This window comes from Streptomyces sp. NPDC037083 (assembly GCF_055606485.1).
Map to the genome: position 1 here is coordinate 224,022 of NZ_JBVJSQ010000009.1, position 25,066 is coordinate 249,087.

Sequence of the window (25,066 nt, forward strand, 5' to 3'; positions counted from 1 at the left end):
CGCCCCGCGTCGCCGCGCGCACGGGCGCCGGCCACCGGGATGTCGAGGGACGTCCCCCACTTCCCGACGTCCCTACGGGCGACAGCACGGGCCGGTCCTCAGTAGGCTCCCGGGCATGCGGATCTCCGTCTCGTCGGACATGGACGAACCAGTGGCCCGGGCCCTCGTCGCCGGACTGCGCGGCCGAGGACACGACGTGGTGCCGCACGGCGCGCTGCGCCCCGGCGACGACCCACGGTGGGCGGTGTGCTCCGAGGCGGCGGCCCGGGACGTGGCCGACGGGACCTCGGAACAGGCGGTGGTGTGCTGCTGGACCGGCACCGGCGCCTCGATCGCCGCGAACAAGGTGCCCGGCGTCCGGGCCGCCCTGTGCACCGACGCCTACACCGCGGACGGCGCCCGCCGCTGGAACGACGCCAACGTCCTCGCCCTCAGCCTGCGCCTGACCTCCGAGCCGCTGCTGAAGGAGATCCTGGACGCCTGGTTCGCCGCGCGGGCCGACCAGGACGCCGAGGACCGCGAGAACCTGGCCCACGTCGACGGCCTCGACGCCGGCCGGGCAGGCACGCAGGGGTGAGAACGCGCCTGTCTCCCGCGGACGGCTCCGCTCCGCCGCACGGTCAGCCCGGCCGCGCGGGTAGCCCGGCCCTGCCGGGCGCCCGGGGACGTTCGACTGCGCCACCAGGACCGGATCCGCGCCCACGGCACCGGTCCGCACGGGGTGCCCGACCGGGCCCGGGACGGCTGAGGCGCCGGCCCGCCCACGGCCCCGGCAGGGCGCACGGACCGGGGCGGACGGCGCAGGGCGCGGGGCAGGACGCGGGCCGTCGTGCGCCCTGGTAGCGCGTCCCGCCGGATGCCTACAGTGGTCGGCCAGCCCTGCACGCGGATCCGGCGGGGCGAGCCCCACCACCTCGTGGTCACCCGTCCCCGCCCGGCCCGTCCGGACCCGGCACGGCTCCGCAACCCCGCGCGGCTCCCAGGGCGACGGGTGCGACGACCACCCGCGCGACAGGCACCATCCGTGACACCGCTCGGGCCGCGCGTGGGCCGTTCGCGGTACGAGCGCGCGTCGAGAGCCACTGGAGGCCGCTGTGTCCCGACCGTGCATCGCCCTGATCGCCGACCCCACCTCGCCCGAAGGCTGCCGTGAGTACCTCGCCGACGCCGTGGAACTGCTCACCGGCGCGCCGCCCGTCCGGGTCGACTCCCGGCACTTCGCGACCGGCGGAACCGGCCGCGGCGTCCGCCACGGAGGCCGGTTACGGCTCCGGGTCCCCGAGCAGCGGCTCGACTTCGTGCCCGACGTCGTCCTGCTCTACGAGATCCAGCCGCACCACCGCCGGGCCCTCGCCGGCTTCCAGGAACTCCTGCGGAGCCAAGGCGTGGTGACCCTCGCCGCCGGCCCCGACGCCTGGCGGACCGCGACCGAGAAGAACCTCACCGTCGAACGCTTCCTGCGGGACGGCATCGCCCAGATGGAGACCGTGGCGCTGTCCCGCCCCTCCGCGCGGGAGGCGGCCGAGGCGTTCGAGCGGCTCGGCCGCGACACCTGGGCCAGGCCCGTCGTCGGCACCGGCGGCAACGACACCTTCCATGTCACCGCCCCCGCCCAACTGCGGCACGCCGCCGCCTACTACGCCGAACGCGGCACCGACTGGCTCCTGTCCCGCGACGCGGGCAACGTCACCGCCGACGGCCTGCGCCACCAGTTCCGCGTCTTCGTCCTGGGCGACCGGGTCGTGCACGCGCGCGAGCACCTGCAGCCCGCGACCGACACGCCCTGCAACACCTGCCAGGGCGCGACCGCCGTGCACATCGACCCGCCGGACCTCCACCCCCGGCTCGCCGAGCTCGCCGTGGCGGCCACCGCGTCGGTCGGGCTGCCCTTCGCCGGCGTCGACCTCGCCGCGGAGAACGGCGGGGTCGTCTTCGAGGTCAACGTGCAGCCCGCCTTCGTCGACGGCGAACGCGAACTGCACGCGGTGGCCGTGCCCTACGTCCAGGCACACCTCGACGCCCTGGCGTCGGCGTGCGGCGGCCCGCACCGGGGGCTCACAGCTTCAGCGTGAACCAGGTCGTCTTGCCCTCGTCCGTCGGCCGCACCCCCCAGCTGGCGGCGAGGGCACGGACCAGGATCAGTCCGCGGCCCGACTCCTCGTCCTCGACCGCCAGGCGCGGCTGGGGCAGTTGCGGGCTGCGGTCGCTGACCTCGACCGTGAGGTCGGTGGCCGTGCGGTGCAGATGCAGGCCGACCGGGCCCATGGCGTGCTGGACGGCGTTGGTCAGCGTCTCCGACAGCAGCAGCAGCGCGTCGTCGGCGCCGGCCGCGCAGTTCCACCGGTTCAGCGCCTTGTGCAGAAAGGCGCGTCCCCGCGGCACGGAGGCCGGGACGGCCGGGAGCTGGGTGGTGACGGCGGCCAGCGGCGCGGCCGGCAACTGCGCGAGCAGCAGCGTGACGTCGTCGTTGTGGCCGTCGGCGTCCGGCAGCAGATTCGCGAGGACATGGTCCGCCGTGGCCTCCAGACACGGCGTGGCGACGAACAACCGCTCCAGCAGCACCGTCAGTTCGTCGATGCGCACCTCGATGTCGCTGCCCGGAGTCTCGATCAGGCCGTCCGTGTAGAGCACCAGCGTGGAGCCCGGGGGTATCTCCGAACTGGACTGCTCGTACAGGATGTCGCCCACGCCGAGCGGAGCGTTGACCGGACAGGGCAGGGCGCTGACGCCCTCGCCCACCCCGGCGACCAGCACCGGCAGATGCCCCGCCGAGCACACCGTCACCGTGCCGGCGTCCGGTGCGATCACCAGATAGCAGCAGGTGACGAGCTGGTCCGGGACGTCGAGGTCGGCGACGCAGGTGTCCAGCGCCCGCATCAACTGCCGCGGCTGCATCCCGGTCTTCGCCAGCGCGTGCGCCGCCGACCTCAACTGGCCCATCACGGCGGCCGCTTCCAGTCCGCGGCCCATGACATCGCCGATCAGCACGCCCACCCGGTCGGCGCCCAGCGGAATCAGGTCGAACCAGTCGCCGCCCACCCCGGCGCCCTGGGTGGCGGGCCGGTAACGGCTGGCGGTGGCCAGACCGGGCAGGGCGGGCGGGGTGCCCATCAGGCTGCGCTGGAGCGTCAGCGCGATGTGCCGCTGCTGCTCGTAGAGCGCCGTGAGCTCGGCCTCGGCGCGCTTGCGGTCGCTGATGTCCCGCACGATCGCGCAGGCGCCGACCACGGTGCCGTTGGCGTCCCGGGTCGGCCACAGCGTGACGTCCACGTCCAGCAGCGCGCCCGTCTTGGTCAGCCGCAGCGTCTCGTGGTGCTCCACCTTCTCGGCGTGCCGCAGCCGCTTGAGCAGTTCGCGGACCTCGCCCCGCAGCTCCGACGGGGCCAGCAGCGACACGTGCCGGCCGATGGCCTCCTCGGCGGAGTAGCCGTACAGGCGCTGCGCGGCCGCGTTCCAGTACGTGATGTAGCCGTCGAGGGTCTTGGCGAGGATCGCGTCCTGCGACGACTCCACGAGCGCGGCCAGCTCGTTGATGCGGGCCTCGGCCGCCTTGCGGTCGCTGACGTCGCGCACCGCCGCCGACACCAGCAGGCCCTCCGCGGTCTCCAGCGGGCTCAGACTGATCTCGACCGGGAACTCCGTGCCGTCCTTGCGCAGCCCGTGCAGTTCGAGACCGGCGCCCATCGGGCGCACCTGGCGGTTGGTCGTGTACCCGCTGCGGTGCGCGGTGTGCTGCTGGTGGAACCGGTGCGGGATCAGCAACTCGACCGGACAGCCGAGCAGTTCCTCGCGACAGTGCCCGAACAGGGCCTCCGTCTGGGCGTTGACGAGTTTGATGATGCCCGTGTCGTCGACGATGACCATGGCGTCCGGCGCCGCCTCCAACAGCCCCCGGAACCGTTCCTCCGCCCCGCCGAGCTCGCCGGCCGGCGCGGGCGCCGGACAGCCGCACCGTTTCTGCTCGGCATTTCGCACCACGTTCTGTTTCGCGTTCTGCTTGATGTCCTGTCCGACGTTCTGCTTCGCAGCGCCCGCCCCCGCCCCTGTGCGCCGCGCCGGTTCCGCCCGTATCACCTCGGCCATGTTCCACCTCATCCTGCACGACGAATCAGGCCATCTCAGCGCCTTTGCCGCGCCCCCGCTCCGCGTTGTCGTTTACTGTCCGTCGCCTGTCCGAACCTGAACGCCACCGCATCGATCAGGATTCGAGAAGCGCCGGCCCCCGAGCCGCGGATAGCGTTGCGTCGAACAGAAGAGCTGCAGGCGACGCCGACGGAGACCGGACGGGTCCCGCGCAACGGATGGAGAGACGATGAGCATGGCCGACAGGACCAACCCGCGGTCGCCTGCGCCGCACGTTGCCGACAGCCATGGCCTGATCCGGGTGCACGGCGCGCGCGAGAACAACCTCAAGGACGTCAGCATCGAGATCCCCAAGCGCCGCCTGACGGTGTTCACCGGGGTCTCCGGTTCGGGCAAGAGCTCGCTGGTGTTCGACACGATCGCCGCGGAGTCGCAGCGGCTGATCAACGAGACCTACAGCGCCTTCGTGCAGGGCTTCATGCCGAACCTCGCGCGGCCCGAGGTCGACGTGCTCGACGGGCTGACCACGGCGATCATCGTCGACCAGCAAAGACTCGGCTCCGACCCGCGCTCCACCGTAGGCACGGCCACCGACGCCAACGCGATGCTGCGCATCCTCTTCAGCCGGCTCGCCCAGCCGCACATCGGCCCGCCGAGCGCGTACTCCTTCAACACCGCCTCCGTCCGGGCCAGCGGCGCGATCACCGTCGAGCGCGGCAACAAGAAGGCGGTGAAGGCGACCTACTCCCGCACCGGCGGCATGTGCACGCGCTGCGAGGGCCGCGGCACGGTCTCCGACATCGACCTGACCCAGCTCTACGACGACAGCAAGTCGCTCAACGAGGGCGCGCTGACGATCCCCGGCTACAGCATGGACGGCTGGTACGGACGCATCTTCACCGGCTGCGGCTTCTTCGACCCGGACAAGCCGATCAGCAAGTTCACCAAGAGGGAACTGCACGACCTCCTCCACAAGGAGCCGACCAAGATCAAGGTCGAGGGCATCAACCTGACGTACGAAGGTCTGATCCCGAAGATCCAGAAGTCGATGCTGGCCAAGGACATCGACGCGTTGCAGCCGCACATCCGCGCCTTCGTGGAGCGGGCGATGACGTTCACCGTCTGCCCCGAGTGCGACGGCACCCGGCTGAGCGAGGGCGCCCGGTCGTCGAAGATCGAGGGCGTCAGCATCGCCGACGCCTGCGCGATGCAGATCAGCGACCTGGCCGAGTGGGTCCGCGGGCTCGACGAGCCGTCGGTGGCGCCGTTGCTCACCGCGCTCCAGCACACCCTCGACTCGTTCGGGGAGATCGGCCTCGGCTACCTCTCCCTCGACCGCCCCTCGGGCACGCTCTCCGGCGGCGAGGCCCAGCGCGTGAAGATGATCCGCCACCTGGGCTCCTCGCTCACCGACGTCACCTACGTCTTCGACGAGCCCACCACGGGCCTGCACCCGCACGACATCAGCCGGATGAACGACCTGCTGCTGCGGCTGCGCGACAAGGGCAACACGGTGCTCGTCGTGGAGCACAAGCCGCAGACGATCGCGATCGCCGACCACGTCGTCGACCTCGGCCCCGGCGCCGGCGCCGGGGGCGGCAGCGTCTGCTTCGAGGGGACCGTCGAAGGGCTGCGGGCCGGCGACACCATCACCGGCCGCCATCTCGACGACCGGGCCGCCGTCAAGGAGACCGTGCGCAAGCCCACCGGCGCGCTGGAGATCCGGGGCGCGTCGGCGCACAACCTGCAGGACGTGGACGTCGACATCCCGCTCGGCGTGCTGGTCGTCGTCACCGGCGTGGCCGGCTCGGGCAAGAGCTCGCTGGTGCACGGGTCCATCCCGGCCGGCGAGGGCGTGGTGTCCGTGGACCAGGGCGCGATCCGCGGCTCGCGACGCAGCAACCCGGCCACGTACACCGGCCTGCTCGACCCGATCCGCAAGGCCTTCGCCAAAGCGAACGGAGTGAAGCCGGCGCTGTTCAGCGCCAACTCCGAGGGCGCCTGTCCCACGTGCAACGGCGCCGGCGTCGTCTACACCGATCTGGCGATGATGGCGGGCGTCGCCACCACCTGCGAGGAGTGCGAGGGCAAGCGGTTCCAGGCCTCGGTCCTGGAGTACCGCCTCGGCGGCCGCGACATCAGCGAGGTCCTCGCGATGTCGGTGACCGAGGCGGAGGACTTCTTCGGCGCGGGCGAGGCGAGCACCCCGGCGGCGCACCGCGTGCTGAACCGGCTGGCCGACGTCGGGCTCGGCTACCTGAGCCTCGGCCAGCCGCTCACCACGCTGTCCGGCGGTGAGCGCCAGCGGCTGAAGCTGGCCACGCACATGGCGGAGAAGGGCGGCGTCTACGTCCTCGACGAGCCGACCACGGGCCTCCACCTCGCCGACGTCGAGCAACTGCTCGGCCTGCTGGACCGCCTCGTCGACTCCGGCAAGTCGGTGATCGTCGTCGAGCACCACCCGGCGGTGATGGCGCACGCAGACTGGATCGTCGACCTCGGCCCCGGCGCCGGCCACGACGGCGGCCGGATCGTCTTCGAGGGCACCCCCGCCGATCTCGTCGCCGCCCGCCCCACCCTCACGGGCGAACACCTCGCGGACTACGTCGGCGCCTGAGGACACCTGACGGGGCCCCGATGGTGCCCGACGGGCCGGACGGCCTGGCGGTCGTGCGGCCTGAACGGGGTCTGAGGCGGCCCGGTGGTGTGTGGCGGGGCTGCGCGGCTGGACGGGCTGACGGCACTTGACCGGGCCGGGCCGTCACCGTGCCGGGCGAGGCCGGGCGGTTTGGCGGTCGTCGGCCTGAGGGGGCTGACGCGGGGGTGATGGTGGCTGGCGGGGTCGTACGGGCTGGCGGTCGTTCGGCCTGAGGAGGCCCGGCGGGGGCCCGATGGCGCCGGGCGAGGCCGGGCGGGCCGGTGGCGCCTCACCTTCCTGGGGCGCCGCACGCCACGCCCCGCCGCACCGGCCACGCCCCGCCGCGGCGGCTCGGCATCGGGCCGTGGTCCGTCCCGTCGGTGGCGGGCGCCGTCGTAGGCTGGCCAGCGTGTCCCTGTGCCGCGTCCACGCCCGTCTGTCGGAGCCCGGCCCCGCATGCTCCGAAGGTTCCGTCGTATGACCGCCGGTCCCTCCACTCCCGGCGAGATCGCGGCCCGCTTCACCGGGGCCTCACCACGTCGGGAGCGGCCGCTTTCCGGGACGCTGACGGAGGTCGTCCTCGACGACGGGCGGTCGGTGATGGTCAAGCGGGCCGACGGCTCCGGCTCGGTCCCGGCCGAGGCCGCGGGGCTGCGCTGGCTGGCCGACGCCGGGGCCGTCCGCGTACCGGCGGTGCACGGACACGACGAGCGGTGGCTGGTGACCGACCGGGTGCCGCCGGGCGTCCCGAGCGTCGAGGCGGCGCGTCGCCTGGGCCGGGGCCTGGCGGCCCTGCACGAGGCCGGCGCGCCGGCGTTCGGCGCCGGGCCGCCGGGCGGCCCGCGGGACGCGTACGTCGGCCGGGCCCCGATGCTCAACGCGACCGGTGAGGACTGGCCGGTCTGGTACACGCGACACCGGGTGCTGCCCTACGTGCGATCGGCGGTGGACGCCGGCACGCTGCGCGCCGCCGAGGCGTCCGAGATCGAGCGCCTGTGCGAGCGCCTGCCCGACCTGGCCGGGCCGCCCGAACCGCCCGCCCGGCTGCACGGCGACCTGTGGGACGGCAACGTGCTGTGGGGCGCGGACGGCGACGCGTGGCTCATCGACCCGGCCGCCCACGGCGGGCACCGCGAGACGGACCTGGCCATGCTGCGTCTCTTCGGCTGTCCGTACCTGGAGCAGGTGCTGGAGGGCTACCAGGAGGCCGCCCCGCTCGCCGACGGATGGGCCGCGCGCGTCGGACTGCACCAGCTCTTCCCGCTCCTGGTGCACACCGTTCTGTTCGGCCGCCCGTACGCGGAGCAGGCACTGGCGATCGCGAGGGCCGCCTGCTGAGGGCCGCCAGGTCGGGGCCGAGCCCTGCGACGCGGTCTGAGGCCGGGCGGACGCGGCCACGCCAGGGGCGGCGCAGTGCCCGGTCGGAGACGACGCGGTCGGCGCAGTGCCGAGGTCGAACCGTGGCGCGCTTCCGACGTCGCACGGCGGCGCGGTCCCGGTGCCGGACCGCCGTGCGGCCCGCGTTCAGTGGGCGCCCAGACCGCCTCCGCCGAACGAGCCGCTGCTGCCTCGGCTCCAGCGCGGGCGCTTCTTGTCCGTGCTCGGCCGGGTCTGCATGTTGGTCAGTTCGTACGGCGTGAGGGGACGGCCGCCCTCCGGCATGCGGGGCACTTCGTCGGGTTCCCGGTTCTCGCGGATCTCGTGCACCGCGCCGCCGGGCGGGAGGTGCGGCTGCTCGTCGGGGCGGGGCCGGGCCGGCTCGCGCGACTTGACACGCGCGCCCAGCCAGAAGCTGCCGGCCAGTACGGCCACGACGACCATGCCGACGAAGAACAACCCCAGGCTGAGCAGGCCGCTCGCGGCGGCCAACTGTTGACTTGCGGTAGTCATATCGGCTGATTACCCCCCAGAACGGGGCATGAACCCGCCAGGGTGTAGCCGTGACCGTCCGTCCGCGGAACCTCGCGCTCGGCGTCCGGCGCGGGCCGCCGGAACCGGTCCGTCGGGTTTGGCGCCGCGAGCCGCGGCTACCCGCCCCGTGTGACTACGACGACATCGCAACAGGAACTCTTCCGGTTCCTGGAGGATCGTTTCGCCTGTGCCCAGGCGTGCACCGAGTGCGCGCGAGCCAGCGCGTTGCGCGCGAGCCTCGTGGACCCGGACGGCAGCGAACACCAGGAGCTCGTGCGACGCAAGGGCATCATGTGCGCGGAGGTCTGCGACGCGACCTGCCGTGTGCTGTCCGAGGACAACCGGATGGACGAGGCCGGCATCCGCGCCCAGCTGGAGTGGTGCCGCACGGTCTGCCTGGAGTGCGCCCACGTCTTCGACAAACAGCCGGGCGCCGAGGAGAGTGCGGCCGCCTGCCGCGCCTGCGCCCAGGCCTGCACCGAGTTCATCGCGACGCTGTACTGAGTCCCGCCGTGCCGAGACGGGGAACGGTTCTCGTCCCGACCGGCCCCTGAGCCCGCGGGCCGCGGTCCTCGTCGGCTCCGGTTCCGAGTCCGTGGGGCGCGGCCTCTCGTCCCGACCAACCCCTGAGCCCTCGGGCCACCGTGCTCGTCGGCTCCGGTCCCGAGCCCTCGAGGCGCAGTTCTCGTTCCGGCCGGCCCCCGAGTGCTCGGCTCACGGTGCTCGTCGGCACCGGTCCCTGATCTCTTCGGTCGCCTTTCGCGCGTCCGCCGCCATTCCCAATTTCTGGAACACGTTCTACGGTGTGCGCCGTCAGGACACCGGCCTTGGGAAGCCAGGAGGCGCCGTGCACCTCGACCACACGCCCGAACAACTGCGGCTCCGTGCCGAACTGCGCTCCTACTTCGCCGAGTTGGTGCCGGACAACGCCTATGCCCGGCATGCCGACCCCGTCGCCGCCAAGCGCTTCTACCGCAAGACCATCAGGCGGCTCGGCGAGGACGGCTGGCTGGGCGTCGGCTGGCCGAAGGAGTACGGCGGACGCGGTCTGACGCCCATCGAGCAGTTCGTCTTCTTCGACGAGGCCGCCCAGGCAGGCGTGCCGCTGCCGCTGATGGCGCTGAACACCGTCGGACCGACGATCATGCGCTACGGCACGGACGAGCAGAAGGCGTTCTTCCTGCCGAAGATCCTCGCCGGCGAGATCGACTTCGCCATCGGCTACAGCGAACCCGACGCGGGAACCGACCTCGCCGCGCTCAGGACGCGCGCGGTGCGAGAGGGCGACGAGTACGTCGTCGACGGGCAGAAGATCTGGACGACCAACGGGGACACCGCCGACTGGGTCTGGCTCGCCGTGCGCACCGATCCCGAGGCCCCGCCGCACAAGGGCATCACCATGCTCCTGGTGCCGACCACCGACCCCGGCTACTCGTGCACGGTCATCCGCACTCTCGCCTCGCACGACACCACCGCCAGCTACTACGAGAACGTCCGCGTCCCCGTCTCGCGGCGCGTGGGCGCCGAGAACCAGGGCTGGCGGCTGATCACCAATCAGCTCAACCACGAACGCGTGACCCTCGCCGCGCACGGCACGATGGCCATCCGCGCCCTGCACGACGTCCAGCGCTGGGCGACCGGGACCAAGCTCGCCGACGGCCGCCGGGTCGTCGACCTGCCGTGGGTGCGCCGACGCCTGGCCCAGACCCATGTGAAGCTCGACGCGCTCAAGCTCCTGAACTGGCAGATGGTCGGCGCCCTCCAGAACGGCACCCTCACCCCGCAGGACGCCTCCGCGGTCAAGGTCTACGGCTCCGAGGCCCGCCGGGACGCCTACGCCTGGCTGATGGAGGTCGTCGCGGCGCCCGGCGCCCTCCAGGAGGGTTCGGCGGGCGCCGTTCTGCACGGCGAGCTCGAACGCGGCTACCGCTCCGCCGTGATCTTCACGTTCGGCGGCGGCAACAACGAGATCCAGCGGGAGATCATTTCCTGGATCGGCCTGGGAATGCCGCGGGTGCGGCGCTAGCCTGCCATGACGGCCGACCCGGGGCTGTTCGGCCCGACGAGCGTGACCTGGCAGACGCACGGCGACCCGATGATGTGGGTCGCCGGAGTGCGGGCCCTCTACCTCCAGGCACTGCACCCCCGCGCCGTGCGCGGCGTCATGCAGAACTCCGACTTCCGGCAGGACGCCTGGGGCCGTCTGATGCGCACCGCCGACTTCGTCGGCACCACCACGTACGGCACCACCGAGGCCGCGGAGAAGGCCGGCGCCCGCGTCCGGAAGATCCACCGCCTGCTGTCCGCGACCGACCCGGACACAGGGGAACGCTACGGCGTCGACGAACCCGACCTCCTGCTGTGGGTGCACTGCGCCGAGATCGACTCCTACCTGCACGTCCTGCGGCGCTCCGGCTACCCGCTCTCCGACGCGGCCGCCGACCGCTACGTCCGCGAACACCGCGTCAGCGCCCGCCTGGTGGGGCTCGACCCCGACACCGTGCCCGGCGACCGGGCCGAACTGGAGGCGTACTTCGAGAAGGTCCGCCCCGAACTCGCCGCCGGAGCGGAGGCACGCGACGTGGACGACTTCCTGCTGCGGCCGCCGACCCATCCGCTGCTCGTCCCGGCACGCGCCCTGCTGTGGCGGCGCGTGGCGCGCCTGGCGTACGCCTCGCTGCCGCCGTACGCCCACGAGCTGTACGGCCGACGCGCCCCGGAACCCGCCACCGTCACCCGCAGGCTGCGCGCCACGGGCACCCTGCTGCGCTGCGTTCCCGCACGTCTGCGATGGCGGCTCCCACCCCAGCACGTCCCGCGGGCCATGGCGAGGCTCGGCCCCGAAGCCCGTCCGGCACCGTACAAAGTCCGGCCATAGGCCGCCATACTGGACGGGCCAGGGGAGGGCCGGAACGTGACGGGGGCGGCGGCGCACTATGGCGGAGAGCAGACTGATCCAGGGCCGGTACCGGCTGCTCGAGCTGATCGGGCGCGGGGGCATGGGCGAGGTGTGGCGGGCTCGTGACGAGTCCCTCGGCCGCCAGGTCGCCGTGAAGTGTCTCAAACCGGTCGGCCCGCACCACGACCCGTCCTTCGGGCGTGTCCTGCGCGAGCGGTTCCGGCGCGAGGGCCGGGTCGCGGCCGCGCTCCAGCACCGCGGCGTGACCGTCGTCCACGACTTCGGCGACAGCGACGGCGTCCTCTTCCTGGTGATGGAACTCCTGGACGGCAGCAACCTGTGCCAGCTGCTGGACGACAACGAGCGCCGGCCGCTTCCCGTGCCCGACGTCGTCGAGATCGCCGACCAGGTGGCCGCTGCCCTGGCCTACACCCATCGGCAGGGCATCGTGCACCGCGACCTGAAGCCCGCGAACATCGTGCGGCTGGCCGACGGCACCGTGAAGATCTGCGACTTCGGGATCGCCCGCCTCGGCCACGACATCGGCTTCACCTCCCGGCTCACCGGCACAGGCGTCGCCATGGGCACCCCGCACTACATGTCGCCCGAGCAGATCGGCGGCGAGGATGTCGACCAGCGCAGCGACCTGTACTCGCTGGGGTGCGTGCTCTACGAGATGGCCACCGGGGCCCCTCCGTTCGACCTGGACGACCCCTGGGCCGTCCTCGTCGGCCACCGGGACACACCGCCCCGGCCGCCGCGCGAGCGCCGCCCCGACCTGCCCGGCCACCTCGACCGGATCATCCTGGACCTGCTGGCGAAGCGGCCCGAACAGCGCCCCCACGACGCCCGTGAGGTCGTCCGGCGCATCGCGGCCGGCCGCACCGCACCGGTGTACGTGCCGACCCTGGTGACCCCCCGTCCCGAGCTCGGACCGCCCGAGCCCGCAGGCCGCGAGCCCCGGCTGCCGTCCTGGACGCGGGGCATGACCACCGGGCACAAGGCCGCCGGCACCGGACCGCGCGCCGTCCCCGCGGACGCCGGCGCCGCCCTGACCGGCGAATGGATCCCCCGGCCGGTGCTCGGCGCGGTCCCCGCCGCGCCGGCGCGGCACACGCCGTCCCCGCAGGCGCTCACCGCGCTCGCCGCACGACATGGCGCCGGTCTCAGCCTGGGTCGCCTCGGCCGCTGGGCCGAGGCCGGGGACGTGCACCGCGCGGTCGCCGCAGAACGCGCGCACCTGCTCGGCCCGGACCATCCCGACACCCTCGCCAGCCGCTACGAGGTCGCCTTCGCCCTCAGCCGCACCGGCCGCGCCGACGAGGGGCTGCGCGAGTACCGTCGACTGATCGTGGCCCGCACCCGGACGCTCGGCGCCGACCACCCCGACACCCTGGCCACCCGCCAGGAGATGGCCTACGTGCTCGGCCGGCTGGACCGCCACGTCGAAGCCCACCAGCTGTACACCTCGGTCCTGGCCGCCCGTGAACGCACGGCCGGGCGCGACCACCCCGACACCCTGCGCTGCCGCCACAACCTCGCCTTCAACCTCAGCAGGCTCGGCCGCATCGAGGAGTCGTACCGGATGGCGAGCGAGGTGGCCGCCGCGCGCACCCGCGTCCTGGGCCCCGTCCACCCGGACACGCTCGTCACCCGCTACGAGGTCGCCTACGCCCTGGGCCGGTTGGGCCGCTGGCCGGAGGCGCTGCAGACCTACCGCGAGGTCGCCGCGGCCCGCGCACAGGCCCTGGGCCCCGACCATCCCGACACCCTCGCCGCCCGCTACGAGACCGGCATCAGCCTGGGCCGCCTCGGCCGCAGCGCGGAAGCGCTCCGGCTGTACCGCGACCTGGTCGGCGACCGCACCCGCGTGAACGGGGCGGCGCATCCCGAGACCCTGCGCGCCCGCCACGGTCTCGGTGTCAACCTCGGCCGCCTGGGCCGCTGGGAGGAGGCCCTCGCGGAGTCCCGCGACGTGTGCGCGATCCGGGAGCGGGTGCTCGGCGCCGACCACCCCGACACCCTCGTCAGCCGCCGCGAGGTCGCCGTCGGCCTGGGCTGGCTCGGCCGCTGGGCCGACGCCCTGACCGAGTACCGCCGGGTGGCGGCTACCCGCGAGCGGACCCTGGGCCCGGACCACCCCGACGCCCTCGCCGCCCGCAACGACGAGGCCCACTGCCTGGAGCAGCTCGGCCGCGGCCAGGAGGCGGTCGAGTGGTACCGGAGGGCTTCGGCGCTCCGCCGGCGCCGGGCGGCGGACGGCGCGTAGGGCCCGCCTGCTCCCGGCCCAGCCGATGACGCCGGAGGCGACGCACCGCACGCTGACCCTCCCGGCGGTCCGGCTCCGGCGGCCGTGAGCGGCGGTGAGCCACCCTGACCACCTCTGGCCGACCTTGATCGGCTCGTGTTACGAAGAACCATGCCTGCACACGAGGGACACGAAGGACACGTAGGACACGACGGGCCCGGGGGACATGACGGGCCCGGGGGACATGACGGGCCCGGGGGGCGCCGCGCCTACGACGTCGTCATCGTCGGCGGCGGCCACAACGGTCTGGTCGCCGCCGCCTACCTGGCGAGGGCCGGCCGGTCGGTGCTGGTGCTGGAGCGGCTGGACCACACCGGGGGCGCCGCCGTCTCCACCCGCCCGTTCGCCGGCGTGGACGCCCGGCTGTCCCGCTACTCGTACCTGGTCAGCCTGCTTCCGCAGAAGATCGTTCGGGATCTGGGGCTGAGCTTCCGCGTCCAGGGCCGCACCATCTCCTCGTACACGCCGGTGGAGCGCGCCGGGCGTGCCACCGGGCTCCTGGTGGGCGGCGGCGCGGACCGCACCCGGGCGGCGTTCGCGCGGCTCACGGGCGGCGAGCGGGAGTACGCGGCCTGGGAGCGCTTCTACGGCATGACCGCACGCGTCGCCCAGCGGATCTTCCCCACGCTCACCGAACCGCTGCCCGCCCGCGAGGAGCTTCGCCGTCGGGTCGACGACGAGGAGGCCTGGCGGATCCTGTTCGAGGAGCCCATCGGCGTCGCCGTCGAGGAGCGCTTCGCGGACGACCTGGTGCGGGGCGTGGTCCTCACCGACGCCCTCATCGGCACCTTCGCCGACGCCCACGACCCCTCCCTCAAGCAGAACCGCTGCTTCCTCTACCACGTCATCGGCGGCGGCACCGGGGCCTGGGACGTTCCCGTCGGCGGGATGGGCGCCCTCACCGACGCCCTGGCCGCCGCCGCACGAGAGGCGGGCGCCGTTCTCGCCACCGGACACGAGGCCGTACGGATCGACACCGACGGACGCACCGCCGAGGTCGCCTACCGCACCGCCGACGGCGAGGGCGTCGCCGCCGCCCGGCACGTCCTGGTCAACGCCTCCCCGCAGGCGCTCGCGGCCCTCACCGGCGACGAGCCGCCCGCCCCCGCCGAAGGCGCCCAGCTCAAGGTGAACATGCTGCTCGAGCGGCTGCCCAGGCTGCGGGACACGTCCGTCGACCCGCGCGAGGCGTTCGCCGGCACCTTCCACATCGCCGAGGGCTACGAACAGCTCGCCGCCGCCCACGCCCAGGCGGCCGCCGGGGAGCTGCCCGCCGCCCCGCCGTCCGAGATCTACTGCCACTCCCTGACCGACCCGTCGATCCTCGGCCCGGACCTCGTCGAGCGGGGCTACCAGACGCTGACCCTCTTCGGGCTGCACACGCCCGCCCGGCTCTTCCGGCGGGACAACGACGCCGTGCGCGAGGAACTGCTGAAGTCGACCCTCGCCCAGCTCGACGCCCAGCTGGCCGAACCCCTCGCCGACTGCCTGGCCACCGACGCCGACGGCCGCCCCTGCATCGAGGCGAGGACGCCGCTGGACCTGGAGCGCGACCTCGGGCTGCCGGGCGGAAACATCTTCCACCGGGAACTGTCGTGGCCGTACACGGACGAGGGCACCGGCCGGTGGGGCGTGGAGACCCGGCACGGGAACGTGCTGCTGTGCGGGGCCGGCGCGGTGCGCGGCGGAGGGGTGAGCGGGGTGCCGGGGCACAACGCGGCGATGGCCGTGCTGGAGGCGGCGGGGGACCACGGCGGCAAAATCTGACGGTGTATCAGAAAAAGCCTTCCGTCGTCCGCGTCGCTGCGGCATCCTGCGCCCATGCAGACGGAGCTGAGCACACAACTGGGAGTCGAGCACGCCGTCTTCGGCTTCACGCCGTTCCCCGCCGTCGCCGCGGCCATCAGCCGCGCGGGTGGCTTCGGCGTGCTCGGCGCGGTCCGCTACACCGCACCCGACGACCTCAAACGCGACCTCGACTGGATCGAGGCCCACGTCGACGGCAGGCCGTACGGTCTCGACGTCGTCATGCCGGCCAAGAAGGTCGAGGGCGTCAGCGAGGCCGACGTCGAGGCGATGATCCCCGAGGGCCACCGGCAGTTCGTGCGGGACACCCTCGCCAAGTACGGTGTCCCCGAACTGGCCGAGGGCGAGGCCTCCGGGTGGCGGATCACCGGGTGGATGGAGCAGGTCGCCCGCAGCCAGCTGGACGTCGCCTTCGACTACCCCATCCGGCTGCTGGCCAACGCCCTCGGCTCCCCGCCCGCCGACGTCGTCGCCCGCGCCCACGAGCAGGGCGTACTGGTCGCCGCGCTCGCCGGCAGCGCCCGGCACGCCCGCAAGCACAAGGACGCCGGCATCGACATCGTCGTCGCCCAGGGCTATGAGGCGGGCGGGCACACCGGCGAGATCGCCTCCATGGTGCTCACCCCGGAGGTCGTCGAGGCCGTCGACCCGCTGCCGGTGCTCGCCGCCGGCGGCATCGGCAGCGGACGGCAGGTCGCCGCCGCCCTCGCGCTGGGCGCCCAGGGCGTGTGGCTCGGATCCGTCTGGCTGACCACCGCCGAAGCCGACCTGCACTCGCCCGCCCTCACGCGCAAGCTCCTCGCGGCCGGCTCCGGCGACACGGTCCGCTCCCGGGCGCTGACCGGGAAACCCGCCCGCCAGCTGCGCACCGAGTGGACCGACGCCTGGGACGGCCCCGACGGCCCCGGCACCCTCCCCATGCCCCTGCAGGGCCTGCTCGTCGCCGAGGCCGTCTCACGCATCCAGAAGTACGAGGTCGACCCCCTGCTCGGGACCCCCGTCGGCCAGATCGTCGGCCGGATGAACGACGTCCGCAGCGTCCAGGCCGTCTTCGACGAGCTCACCCGCGGCTTCGAGCAGGCCGTGGACCGCGTCAACCGCATCGCCGGAAGGAGCGGCCAGTGACCAGCACACCCCCCGTGGGCTTCTGGGCCCAGGCGACCCAGGACCCCGACCGCACCGTCCTGATCGCCCCGGACGGCGAGGAATGGACCGCCGGACGCCTGCACGCCGCCGCCAACCGGCTCGTGCACGGCCTGCGCGCCGCCGGCCTGGAACGCGGCGACGCCTTCGCCGTCGTCCTGCCCAACTCGGCGGAGTTCTTCACCGCCCATCTTGCCGCCACCCAGGCCGGCTTCTACCTGGTCCCCGTCAACCACCACCTCGTCGGACCGGAGATCGCCTGGATCGTGTCCGACTCGGGCGCCAAGGTCCTCCTCGCCCACGAACGGTTCGGCGGCCAGGCCCGCCGGGCCGCCGACGAGGCCGGGCTGCCCGCCACCCACCGCTACGCCGTCGGCGAGGTCGAGGGCTTCCGGCCGTACGCCGAACTCCTCGCCGGACAACCGGAGTCGGCGCCCGCCGACCGCACCCTCGGCTGGGTCATGAACTACACCTCGGGCACCACGGGCCGCCCCCGTGGCATCCGGCGCCCGCTGCCCGGAACGCTGCCCGAGGAGGCCTACCTGGGCGGCTTCCTCGGCATCTTCGGCATCAGGCCCTTCGACGGCAACGTGCATCTCGTCTGCTCGCCGCTCTACCACACGGCGGTGCTCCAGTTCGCGGCCGCGTCCCTGCACATCGGCCACCGACTGGTCCTGATGGACAAGTGGACGCCCGAGGAGATGCTCCGCATCGTCGAGGCCCACCGCTGCACCCACACCCACATGGTCCCGACCCAGTTCCACCGCCTGCTGGCCCTCCCCGCCGAGGTGCGGGCACGCCACGACGTGTCGTCCATGCGGCACGCCATCCACGGCGCCGCGCCCTGCCCGGACCATGTGAAGCGGGCGATGATCGACTGGTGGGGCACGTGCGTGGAGGAGTACTACGCGGCCAGCGAGGGCGGCGGCGCGTTCGCCACGGCCGAGGACTGGCTGAAGAAACCCGGCACGGTCGGAAAGGCCTGGCCCATCAGCGAGTTGGCCGTCTTCGACGACGAGGGCCGACCGCTGCCGCCCGGCGAGCTCGGCACGGTGTACATGAAGATGACCACCGGCGGCTTCGCCTACCACAAGGACGAGGACAAGACGCGGAAGAACCGCATCGGCGACTTCTTCACCGTCGGCGACCTCGGCGTGCTCGACGAGGACGGCTACCTGTTCCTGCGGGACCGCAAGATCGACCTGATCATCTCCGGCGGCGTCAACATCTACCCGGCGGAGGTCGAGTCCGCGCTGCTCGCCCACCCCGCCGTGGCCGACGCCGCCGCCTTCGGCATCCCGCACGACGACTGGGGAGAGGAGGTCAAGGCCGTCGTCGAACCCGCGCCGGGCCGCGAGCCCGGCCCCGACCTCGCCGCCGCCCTCCTCGACCACTGCGCCGAGCGGCTCGCCGGCTACAAGCGGCCCAGGTCCATCGACTTCATCGCCGAGATGCCCCGCGACCCCAACGGCAAGCTCTACAAGCGGCGGCTGCGGGAGCCGTACTGGGAGGGCCGGACGCGCCCCGTGTGACGGCGCGGCCCCCGAACGCCGCAGCAGGCTCCGGCCTGCGGCGACCCCGCCCGCTGGAGCGGGGAGCCGCGCGGCGGGCGCCGTGGCGCGACGGCCCGCCCGGCGGCGACTTGACCTGCCCCGGCCGTCGCCCGAGGATCATCAGTCATGACGCCCGGACATGGCAGCACGGTCGACGGGGTGCTGCGGCGCAGCGCCCGCCGCACCCCGGCCCGCGTCGCGGTCGAGTACCGCGACCGCACCTGGACCTACGAGGAACTCGACGAGGCGGTCTCGCGCGCGGCGAGCGTCCTGCTCGCCGAGGGCCTCGCCCCCGGCGACCGGGTCGGGGCCTTCGGCCGCAACTCCGACGCCTATCTCATCGCGTTCCTGGCCTGCGCCCGCGCGGGACTGGTCCACGTCCCCGTCAACCACGGACTCACCGGCGACGACCTGGCGTACATCGTCGAGCAGTCGGGCAGCGCGCTCGTGCTCGCCGATCCCGACCTCGTGGACCGGCTCCCCGACGGCGTGCGCACGTCGGCCCTGCGCGACGCCGACGACTCGCTCCTCGCCCGGCTGCCCGCGGCCCCCGCCCACGACGGCCCCGAACCGCGCACCGAGGACCTGGTGCAGCTGCTGTACACCTCCGGGACCACGGCCCTGCCCAAGGGCGCGATGATGACCCACCGCGCCCTGGTGCACGAGTACCTGAGCGCGATCGCCGCGCTCGACCTGAGCGCCGGCGACCGTCCCGCGCACTGCCTCCCGCTGTACCACTCGGCGCAGATGCACGTGTTCCTGCTGCCGTACCTCGCGGTCGGCGCCACGAACATCGTCCTGGACGCCCCCGACGGCGACCTGCTGTTCGATCTGATCGAGGCGGACCGGGTCGACAGCCTCTTCGCCCCGCCGACCGTGTGGATCGGTCTGGCGAACCGTCCCGACTTCGCGACCCGGGACCTGAGCGGCCTGCGCAAGGCGTACTACGGTGCGTCGATCATGCCGGTGCCCGTCCTGGAACGGCTGCGCGAACGACTGCCCGGGATGGGCCTCTACAACTGCTTCGGGCAGAGCGAGATCGGCCCCCTGGCCACCGTCCTCGCTCCCGACGAGCACAAGGGGCGCCTGGACTCCTGCGGCCGCACGGTCCTCTTCGTGGACGCCCGGGTCGTCGACGAGGACGGCGCGGACGTCCCTGACGGCACACCCGGTGAGATCGTCTACCGGTCCCCGCAGCTGTGCGAGGGCTACTGGGAGAAGCCCGAGGAGACCGCCGAGGCCTTCCGTGACGGCTGGTTCCACTCCGGCGACCTGGCCGTGCGCGACGCCCACGGCTTCTTCACCATCGTCGACCGGGTGAAGGACGTCATCAACTCCGGTGGTGTGCTGGTCGCCTCACGGCAGGTCGAGGACGCCCTCTACACCCACGACGCGGTGGCCGAGGCCGCCGTGATCGGTCTGCCGGACGAGAAGTGGATCGAGGCGGTCACGGCGGTCGTCGTCGTGCGCGAGGAGGTCTCCGAGGAGGAGCTCATCGCCCACGCCCGAGAGAAGCTCGCCCCCTTCAAGGCCCCGAAGCGGGTGCTCTTCGTCGACGAGCTGCCGCGCAACGCCAGCGGCAAGATCCTCAAGCGCGAACTGCGAGACCGGTTCGCCTCCTGACCGAACCGGCCACCTCCTGACCCACCGGCCGCCGCACGGCTGCGGCCGCGTCCCCGGCCGCCGCAACCGGCGTGACCGCGGTCGTCGTCGGCACCGCCGCGGTGGTCACGACTCGCGCGGCCGCAGGTCCACGATCCGCCTGATCTTGCCCACCGACCGCTCCAGCGACTCCGGGTCGACGATCTCGACGTCGACCGAGACGCCGATGCCGTCCTTCACGGCCGCCGCGACGGCGTGCGCGGCGCCGTCGCGCTCCGCGGGGCCGGCGTCGGGGCGGGCCTCCGCCCGGATCGTCAGGGCGTCGAGGCGGCCCTCGCGGGTCAGGCGGAGCTGGAAATGGGGCGCCAGGGCCGGGGTGCGCAACACGATCTCCTCGATCTGGGTGGGAAAGAGGTTCACCCCCCGCAGGATGACCATGTCGTCGCTGCGCCCGGTCACCTTCCGCATCCGCCGGAAGACCCGAGCCGTGCCCGGCAGCAGGCGGGTCAGGTCGCGCGTGCGGTAACGGACGACCGGCATCGCCTCCTTGGTGAGCGAGGTGAAGACCAGCTCGCCCTCCTCGCCCTCCGGCAGGACCTCGCCGGTGACCGGGTCGACCACCTCCGGAAAGAAGTGGTCCTCCCAGATGTGCAGCCCGTCCTTGGTCTCCACGCACTCCTGCGCGACTCCCGGGCCGATCACCTCCGACAGCCCGTAGATGTCGACGGCGTCGATCGCGAAGCGCTCCTCGATCTCCTGGCGCATGCGCTCCGTCCACGGCTCCGCGCCGAAGACGCCCACGCGCAGCGAGGTGGAGCGCGGGTCCACGCCCTGGCGTTCGAACTCGTCGAGCAGTGTGAGCATGTAGGAGGGGGTCACCATGATGATCCGGGGCTCGAGGTCCTGGATCAGCTGGACCTGACGGGACGTCATGCCGCCGGAGGCGGGTACCACCGTGCAGCCGAGGCGCTCGGCCCCGTAGTGGGCGCCGAGGCCGCCGGTGAACAGGCCGTATCCGTACGCCACATGGACCGTGTCGCCGGGCCGCCCGCCCGCGGCGCGGATCGAACGGGCCACCATGTCCGACCACATGGACAGATCGGCCTCCGTGTAGCCGACGACCGTGGGCCGGCCGGTGGTGCCGCTGGAGGCGTGGATGCGGCGGATGCGGTCCCGGGGGACGGCGAACATGCCGTACGGGTAGTGCGCGCGCAGGTCGGCCTTGGTGGTGAAGGGGAAACGGGCCAGGTCGGCGAGAGAGCGGCAGTCGTCGGGGTGGACGCCGGCCTTGTCGAAGGACTCGCGGTAGAAGGGCACCTCGGCGTAGGCGTGGCGCAGCGAGTTCCGCAGGCGCTCCAGCTGCAGGGCGCGCAGGGCGGCCTCGTCGAGGCGCTCGCCCTCGTCCAGTGCGTTCCTCGCATCCGTCATGGGACGTCTCCCTCGCCGAACCATCTCAATACGGGCGACCGATCATTCGGTCGATCTTCTTCGGGATCAGTAATCCAGGCCCGCGGGCTTGGGGCAAGAGGCCGGTCGTGACTTTCGCCCGGGAGAACCGCGTTGCGCGCGGTCACGGCCCGCGCCGAGAATCGGGGCATGCCGATCTTCACCGCGCCGGACGGGACCGAGCTCGCCTATCGCGAGTCGGGCGAGGGCGAGCCGCTCGTCGTCCTGCCCGGCGGCCCGATGCGAGCCTCCGTCTACCTCGGCGACCTCGGGGGTCTCGCCGCCCACCGTCGGCTGATCCTGCTCGACCTGCGCGGCACCGGCGGCTCCGCGCCTCCCGCGGACCCGGCGACGTACCGGTGCGACCGGCAGGTGGACGACGTCGAGGCGCTGCGCGTCCACCTGGGGCGGGAGCGGATCGACGTGCTGGCGCACTCGGCGGGCGGCAGTCTCGCGCTGCTCTACGCGGCGCGGCACCCGCACCGGGTCTCCCGGCTCGCGCTGATCACCGTCAATCCGTGGGCGCTGGGCCTGCCGGCCAGGGCCGAGGACCGGCTGGCGGCCGCGCGGCTGCGCAGCAGCGAACCGTGGTTCGACGACGCGTACCCGGCGTTCGAGGCGTGGCTCGCGGGCGCGGGCGAGCCCGACGTCGCGGTCGTCGGAGGCTTCTTCCACGGCAGGTGGGACGACGCCGCCCGGGCCCACGAGGCCGCCGCGGACGAGCAGACGAACGTCGAGGGGGAGGAGCGCTTCCTCGACCCGGCCGCGTTCGACCCGCCCGCCCTGCGGACCGCTCTGGCCGAGGTGACCGCCCCGGTGCTCGTCCTGGCCGGCGAGCTGGACGGCGGCCCCCGGCCGGAACGCGCCCGGCTGGTCGCCGACGCCTTCCCGAACGCGGAGTTCGCCGTGCAGCCGGGCGCCGGCCACTATCCGTGGCTCGACGACCCCGAGTGGTTCGTCGAGCGCACCCGCGCCTTCCTGGACCCGCGGGCGGCCGCCGATCCGGTGCGACGCACCTGACACCGCGGGCGCCGAACGGGCGTGCCGCCCCGGCCGGTGCGAAGGCGGCCGGGAGGGGTCAGCCGCTCTCCGAGACGGCCACCTCCCGCGCCCACCGGTAGTCCGCCTTCCCGCTCGGCGAGCGGCGGATGGACTCCGTGAGCACCAGCTGACGCGGGATCTTGTAGCCGGCGAGCCGGGTGCGGCAGTGACTCTGGATGTCCTCCAGGGACGGCGGCGGGGCGCCGAGGCGCACCTGCACCACCGCTGCCACATGGTTGCCCCACGTGGCGTCCGGCACCCCCGCCACCAGGGCGTCGTACACGTCCGGATGCGCCTTCAGCGCCTGCTCGACCTCCTCGGGGTACACCTTCTCGCCCCCGGTGTTGATGCACTGCGAGCCGCGCCCCAGGACGACGACCACCCCGTCCTCGTCCACGGTCGCCATGTCGCCGAGCAGCACCCAGCGCTCGCCGTCCTTCTCGAAGAAGGTCTCGGTCGTTTTCGCCGGGTCGTTGTAGTAGCCGAGGGGGACGTGGCCGCACTGGGCGACCCGGCCGACCTCGCCCGCCGCCACCGGCTCGTGCGTGGCCGGATCGACCACCCGGGTGCGCGAGTTGACCCGGACGCGGAAGCCGCGCTCGGGCCCGGAGTCCTCCGTGGCCGTGCCGTTGAAGCCGGACTCCGAGGAGCCGAAGTTGTTCAGCAGCATCGCGTTCGGCATCAGCGCCCGGAACTGGCGGCGGACCGTGTCCGACATGATCGCCCCGGACGAGGACACGCTGAACACCGACGAGCAGTCCGACCCCCTCATCGGTCCCTCGAGCGCGTCGATCAGCGGCCGCAGCATCGCGTCACCCACCAGGGAGATGCTGGTGACCTTCTCCTTCTCGATCGTCCGCACCACTTCCTCGGGCACGAACTTGCGGTGGATCACGACGCGTTGGCCGAAGTTGAAGCCGATGAACGCGGTGAGCGTGGAGGTGCCGTGCATCAGCGGGGGAGTGGGGAAGAAGGTGATCCCCGTACCGCCGGCAGCGACCCGCTCGGCGATCTCCTGCGGCTTGCCCACCGGCTCGCCCGTGGGCGAGCCGCCGCCGAGCCCCGCGAAGAACAGGTCCTCCTGACGCCACATCACGCCCTTGGGCATGCCGGTCGTCCCGCCGGTGTAGATGATGAACTGGTCGTCGCCCGAGCGGGCCGGGAACCCGCGCCCGGGCGAACCGCTCGCCTCGGCCTCGGAGAACGAGGTGATGCCCCCGCCCGCGGGCCCGACCCGTATCAGGTGCCGCAGGGCCGGGGTCTGCGGCAGGGCAGCCGCCACCCGGTCCGTGAACTCCGCATCGAAGACGAGCGCGACCAGATCCGCGTCCCGGTAGAGATAGACCAACTCCTCTTCCACATAACGGTAGTTGACGTTGACGGGCACGATGCGCGCCTTCAGGCAGCCCAGCACCGTCTGCAGGTACTCCACGCCGTTGTACAGGTGCAGCCCGAGGTGCTCGCCGGGACGGATCCCGCTGTCGAGGAGGTGGTGGCCGATGCGGTTGGCGGCGGCGTCCAGCTCCGCGTACGTCAGCCGGCGTTCCGCGCCCGTGCCGGGATGGTCGACGTACACGAGCGCCTCGCGGTCCGCCGCCACGTCGACGACCGACTCGAACAGGTCGGCAAGGTTGTACTCCACCGCTCCTCCTGACCTCCGGGGCCTGGTTCTGTCGACGGTTCGCCGGTCATCAGAGCAAAGGGCGCGGCAAGTGGGAAGGGTCGGCGCCAATAAATCTGACTGTCTGTCAGAAAACCCTTGAACTGCCATCACGCCTCCTGCAACCTGTTCTCGTTCTTTCCGAGGGGAGATGTGCGATGGGCGGTACCGAACACCTCACCGTGCAGCGCGAGGGCGCCACGCTCGTGCTCACGCTCAACAGGCCGGAGGCCAGGAACGCGCTCTCGCTGGCCATGCTCGTCGGCCTCTACGACGGCTGGATCGAGGCCGACGAGGACGACTCGGTCCGCTCGATCGTGTTCACCGGCGCGGGCGGCTCCTTCTGCGCCGGCATGGACCTCAAGGCCCTGGCCGGCAAGGGCATGGAGGGCGAGCAGTACCGCGACCGGCTCAAGGCCGACCCCGACCTGCACTGGAAGGCCATGCTGCGCCACCACCGGCCGCGCAAGCCCGTGATCGCCGCCGTCGAGGGGCACTGCGTGGCGGGCGGCACCGAGATGCTCCAGGGCACCGACATCCGCGTCGCGGGCGAGTCCGCCACCTTCGGCCTCTTCGAGGTCAGACGCGGTCTGTTCCCCATCGGCGGCTCCACGGTCCGCCTGCCACGGCAGATCCCGCGCACCCACGCCCTGGAGATGCTGCTCACGGGACGGCCCTACAGCGCACGGGAGGCCGCGGCCGTCGGACTGATCGGACACGTCGTCCCCGACGGGACCGCCCTGGACAAGGCCCTGGAGATCGCCGAACGCGTCAACGCCTGCGGCCCGCTGGCCGTCGAGGCCGTCAAGGCGTCGGTGTACGAGAGCGCCGACCTCACCGAGACCGAAGGTCTCGCCGCCGAACTCGCCCGCGGCTGGCCGGTGTTCGACACCGCAGACGCCAAGGAAGGCGCCCGTGCCTTCGCGGAGAAGCGCCCGCCCGTCTACAGGCGGGCCTGACCTCTCAGGCCCCGCAA

At 73.1% G+C, this 25,066-nt stretch carries 18 protein-coding genes; 14 read left to right on the forward strand and 4 right to left on the reverse strand.

The annotated features are described in order from the left end of the window. Positions 1-115: 115 nt before the first annotated feature. Together ACZ7DE_RS24605 and ACZ7DE_RS24610 are read left to right on the forward strand one after the other, a co-directional pair. The gene (locus tag ACZ7DE_RS24605) at positions 116-577 is read left to right on the forward strand and encodes an RpiB/LacA/LacB family sugar-phosphate isomerase (RefSeq protein WP_470764633.1); all 462 of its coding nucleotides are present in this window, start codon (positions 116-118) and stop codon (positions 575-577) included. A gap of 517 nt (positions 578-1,094) precedes the next feature. After that, positions 1,095-2,072, forward strand: a complete 978-nt coding sequence (locus ACZ7DE_RS24610) for an ATP-grasp domain-containing protein (protein WP_470764635.1) — start codon at positions 1,095-1,097, stop codon at positions 2,070-2,072. Here the strand turns inward: ACZ7DE_RS24610 and ACZ7DE_RS24615 are convergent. Then, positions 2,056-4,083 carry a PAS domain S-box protein gene (locus tag ACZ7DE_RS24615; RefSeq protein WP_470764637.1) on the reverse strand — a complete coding sequence of 676 codons (2,028 nt, stop codon included), beginning with the start codon at positions 4,081-4,083 and terminating at the stop codon, positions 2,056-2,058. The genes ACZ7DE_RS24610 and ACZ7DE_RS24615 overlap by 17 nt on opposite strands. A gap of 229 nt (positions 4,084-4,312) precedes the next feature. On the opposite strand from ACZ7DE_RS24615, the gene ACZ7DE_RS24620 reads away from it, so the two are divergent. Together ACZ7DE_RS24620 and ACZ7DE_RS24625 are read left to right on the forward strand one after the other, a co-directional pair. Beyond that, positions 4,313-6,700, forward strand: a complete 2,388-nt coding sequence (locus tag ACZ7DE_RS24620) for an ATP-binding cassette domain-containing protein (RefSeq protein ID WP_470764639.1) — start codon at positions 4,313-4,315, stop codon at positions 6,698-6,700. Between the two features lie 498 nt (positions 6,701-7,198). Beyond that, positions 7,199-8,059: a fructosamine kinase family protein gene (locus tag ACZ7DE_RS24625; protein ID WP_470764641.1), complete on the forward strand. Its 861-nt coding sequence runs from the start codon at positions 7,199-7,201 to the stop codon at positions 8,057-8,059. Between the two features lie 186 nt (positions 8,060-8,245). On the opposite strand, the gene ACZ7DE_RS24630 is transcribed toward ACZ7DE_RS24625, so the two are convergent. Next, a complete protein-coding gene (locus ACZ7DE_RS24630; RefSeq protein WP_470764643.1) occupies positions 8,246-8,611 on the reverse strand; it encodes a DUF6479 family protein in 366 nt (121 codons plus the stop codon). 150 nt (positions 8,612-8,761) lie between these two features. On the opposite strand from ACZ7DE_RS24630, the gene ACZ7DE_RS24635 reads away from it, so the two are divergent. The 8 genes from ACZ7DE_RS24635 (at position 8,762) to ACZ7DE_RS24670 (ending at position 19,964) form a co-directional block, all read left to right on the forward strand. Further along, positions 8,762-9,136: a four-helix bundle copper-binding protein gene (locus tag ACZ7DE_RS24635; protein WP_470764644.1), complete on the forward strand. Its 375-nt coding sequence runs from the start codon at positions 8,762-8,764 to the stop codon at positions 9,134-9,136. Positions 9,137-9,479: 343 nt separating this feature from the next. Next, entirely contained in the window at positions 9,480-10,658 is a 1,179-nt protein-coding gene (locus ACZ7DE_RS24640) for an acyl-CoA dehydrogenase family protein (RefSeq protein WP_470764645.1), read from the forward strand. Between the two features lie 6 nt (positions 10,659-10,664). Further along, positions 10,665-11,510: an oxygenase MpaB family protein gene (locus ACZ7DE_RS24645; protein ID WP_470764646.1), complete on the forward strand. Its 846-nt coding sequence runs from the start codon at positions 10,665-10,667 to the stop codon at positions 11,508-11,510. 58 nt (positions 11,511-11,568) lie between these two features. Then, on the forward strand, positions 11,569-13,800 hold the full coding sequence (locus ACZ7DE_RS24650) for a serine/threonine-protein kinase (protein WP_470764647.1): 2,232 nt from the start codon (positions 11,569-11,571) through the stop codon (positions 13,798-13,800). A gap of 150 nt (positions 13,801-13,950) precedes the next feature. Further along, a complete protein-coding gene (locus ACZ7DE_RS24655; RefSeq protein WP_470764649.1) occupies positions 13,951-15,606 on the forward strand; it encodes a phytoene desaturase family protein in 1,656 nt (551 codons plus the stop codon). Between the two features lie 54 nt (positions 15,607-15,660). Then, entirely contained in the window at positions 15,661-16,770 is a 1,110-nt protein-coding gene (locus tag ACZ7DE_RS24660) for an NAD(P)H-dependent flavin oxidoreductase (RefSeq protein ID WP_470764651.1), read from the forward strand. Further along, positions 16,767-18,320: an acyl-CoA synthetase gene (locus ACZ7DE_RS24665; RefSeq protein WP_470764653.1), complete on the forward strand. Its 1,554-nt coding sequence runs from the start codon at positions 16,767-16,769 to the stop codon at positions 18,318-18,320. The genes ACZ7DE_RS24660 and ACZ7DE_RS24665 overlap by 4 nt, the downstream gene beginning before the upstream one ends. 147 nt (positions 18,321-18,467) lie before the next feature. Further along, positions 18,468-19,964, forward strand: a complete 1,497-nt coding sequence (locus tag ACZ7DE_RS24670) for a fatty acyl-CoA synthetase (protein ID WP_470764655.1) — start codon at positions 18,468-18,470, stop codon at positions 19,962-19,964. 105 nt (positions 19,965-20,069) lie between these two features. Here ACZ7DE_RS24670 and paaK read toward each other — a convergent pair whose 3' ends face one another. After that, complete coding sequence (gene paaK / locus ACZ7DE_RS24675; protein ID WP_470764657.1) at positions 20,070-21,371, reverse strand: phenylacetate--CoA ligase PaaK; 1,302 nt, start codon at positions 21,369-21,371, stop codon at positions 20,070-20,072. Positions 21,372-21,539: 168 nt separating this feature from the next. Between paaK and ACZ7DE_RS24680 the strand changes: the two genes are divergently transcribed. Then, positions 21,540-22,409 (forward strand): alpha/beta fold hydrolase, encoded by an 870-nt coding sequence (locus ACZ7DE_RS24680; protein WP_470764659.1) that lies wholly within the window; start codon positions 21,540-21,542, stop codon positions 22,407-22,409. Between the two features lie 58 nt (positions 22,410-22,467). Here ACZ7DE_RS24680 and ACZ7DE_RS24685 read toward each other — a convergent pair whose 3' ends face one another. Beyond that, on the reverse strand, positions 22,468-24,072 hold the full coding sequence (locus ACZ7DE_RS24685) for an acyl-CoA synthetase (protein ID WP_470764661.1): 1,605 nt from the start codon (positions 24,070-24,072) through the stop codon (positions 22,468-22,470). Between the two features lie 176 nt (positions 24,073-24,248). On the opposite strand from ACZ7DE_RS24685, the gene ACZ7DE_RS24690 reads away from it, so the two are divergent. Continuing rightward, on the forward strand, positions 24,249-25,049 hold the full coding sequence (locus ACZ7DE_RS24690) for a crotonase/enoyl-CoA hydratase family protein (RefSeq protein ID WP_470764663.1): 801 nt from the start codon (positions 24,249-24,251) through the stop codon (positions 25,047-25,049). Positions 25,050-25,066: the final 17 nt, after the last annotated feature.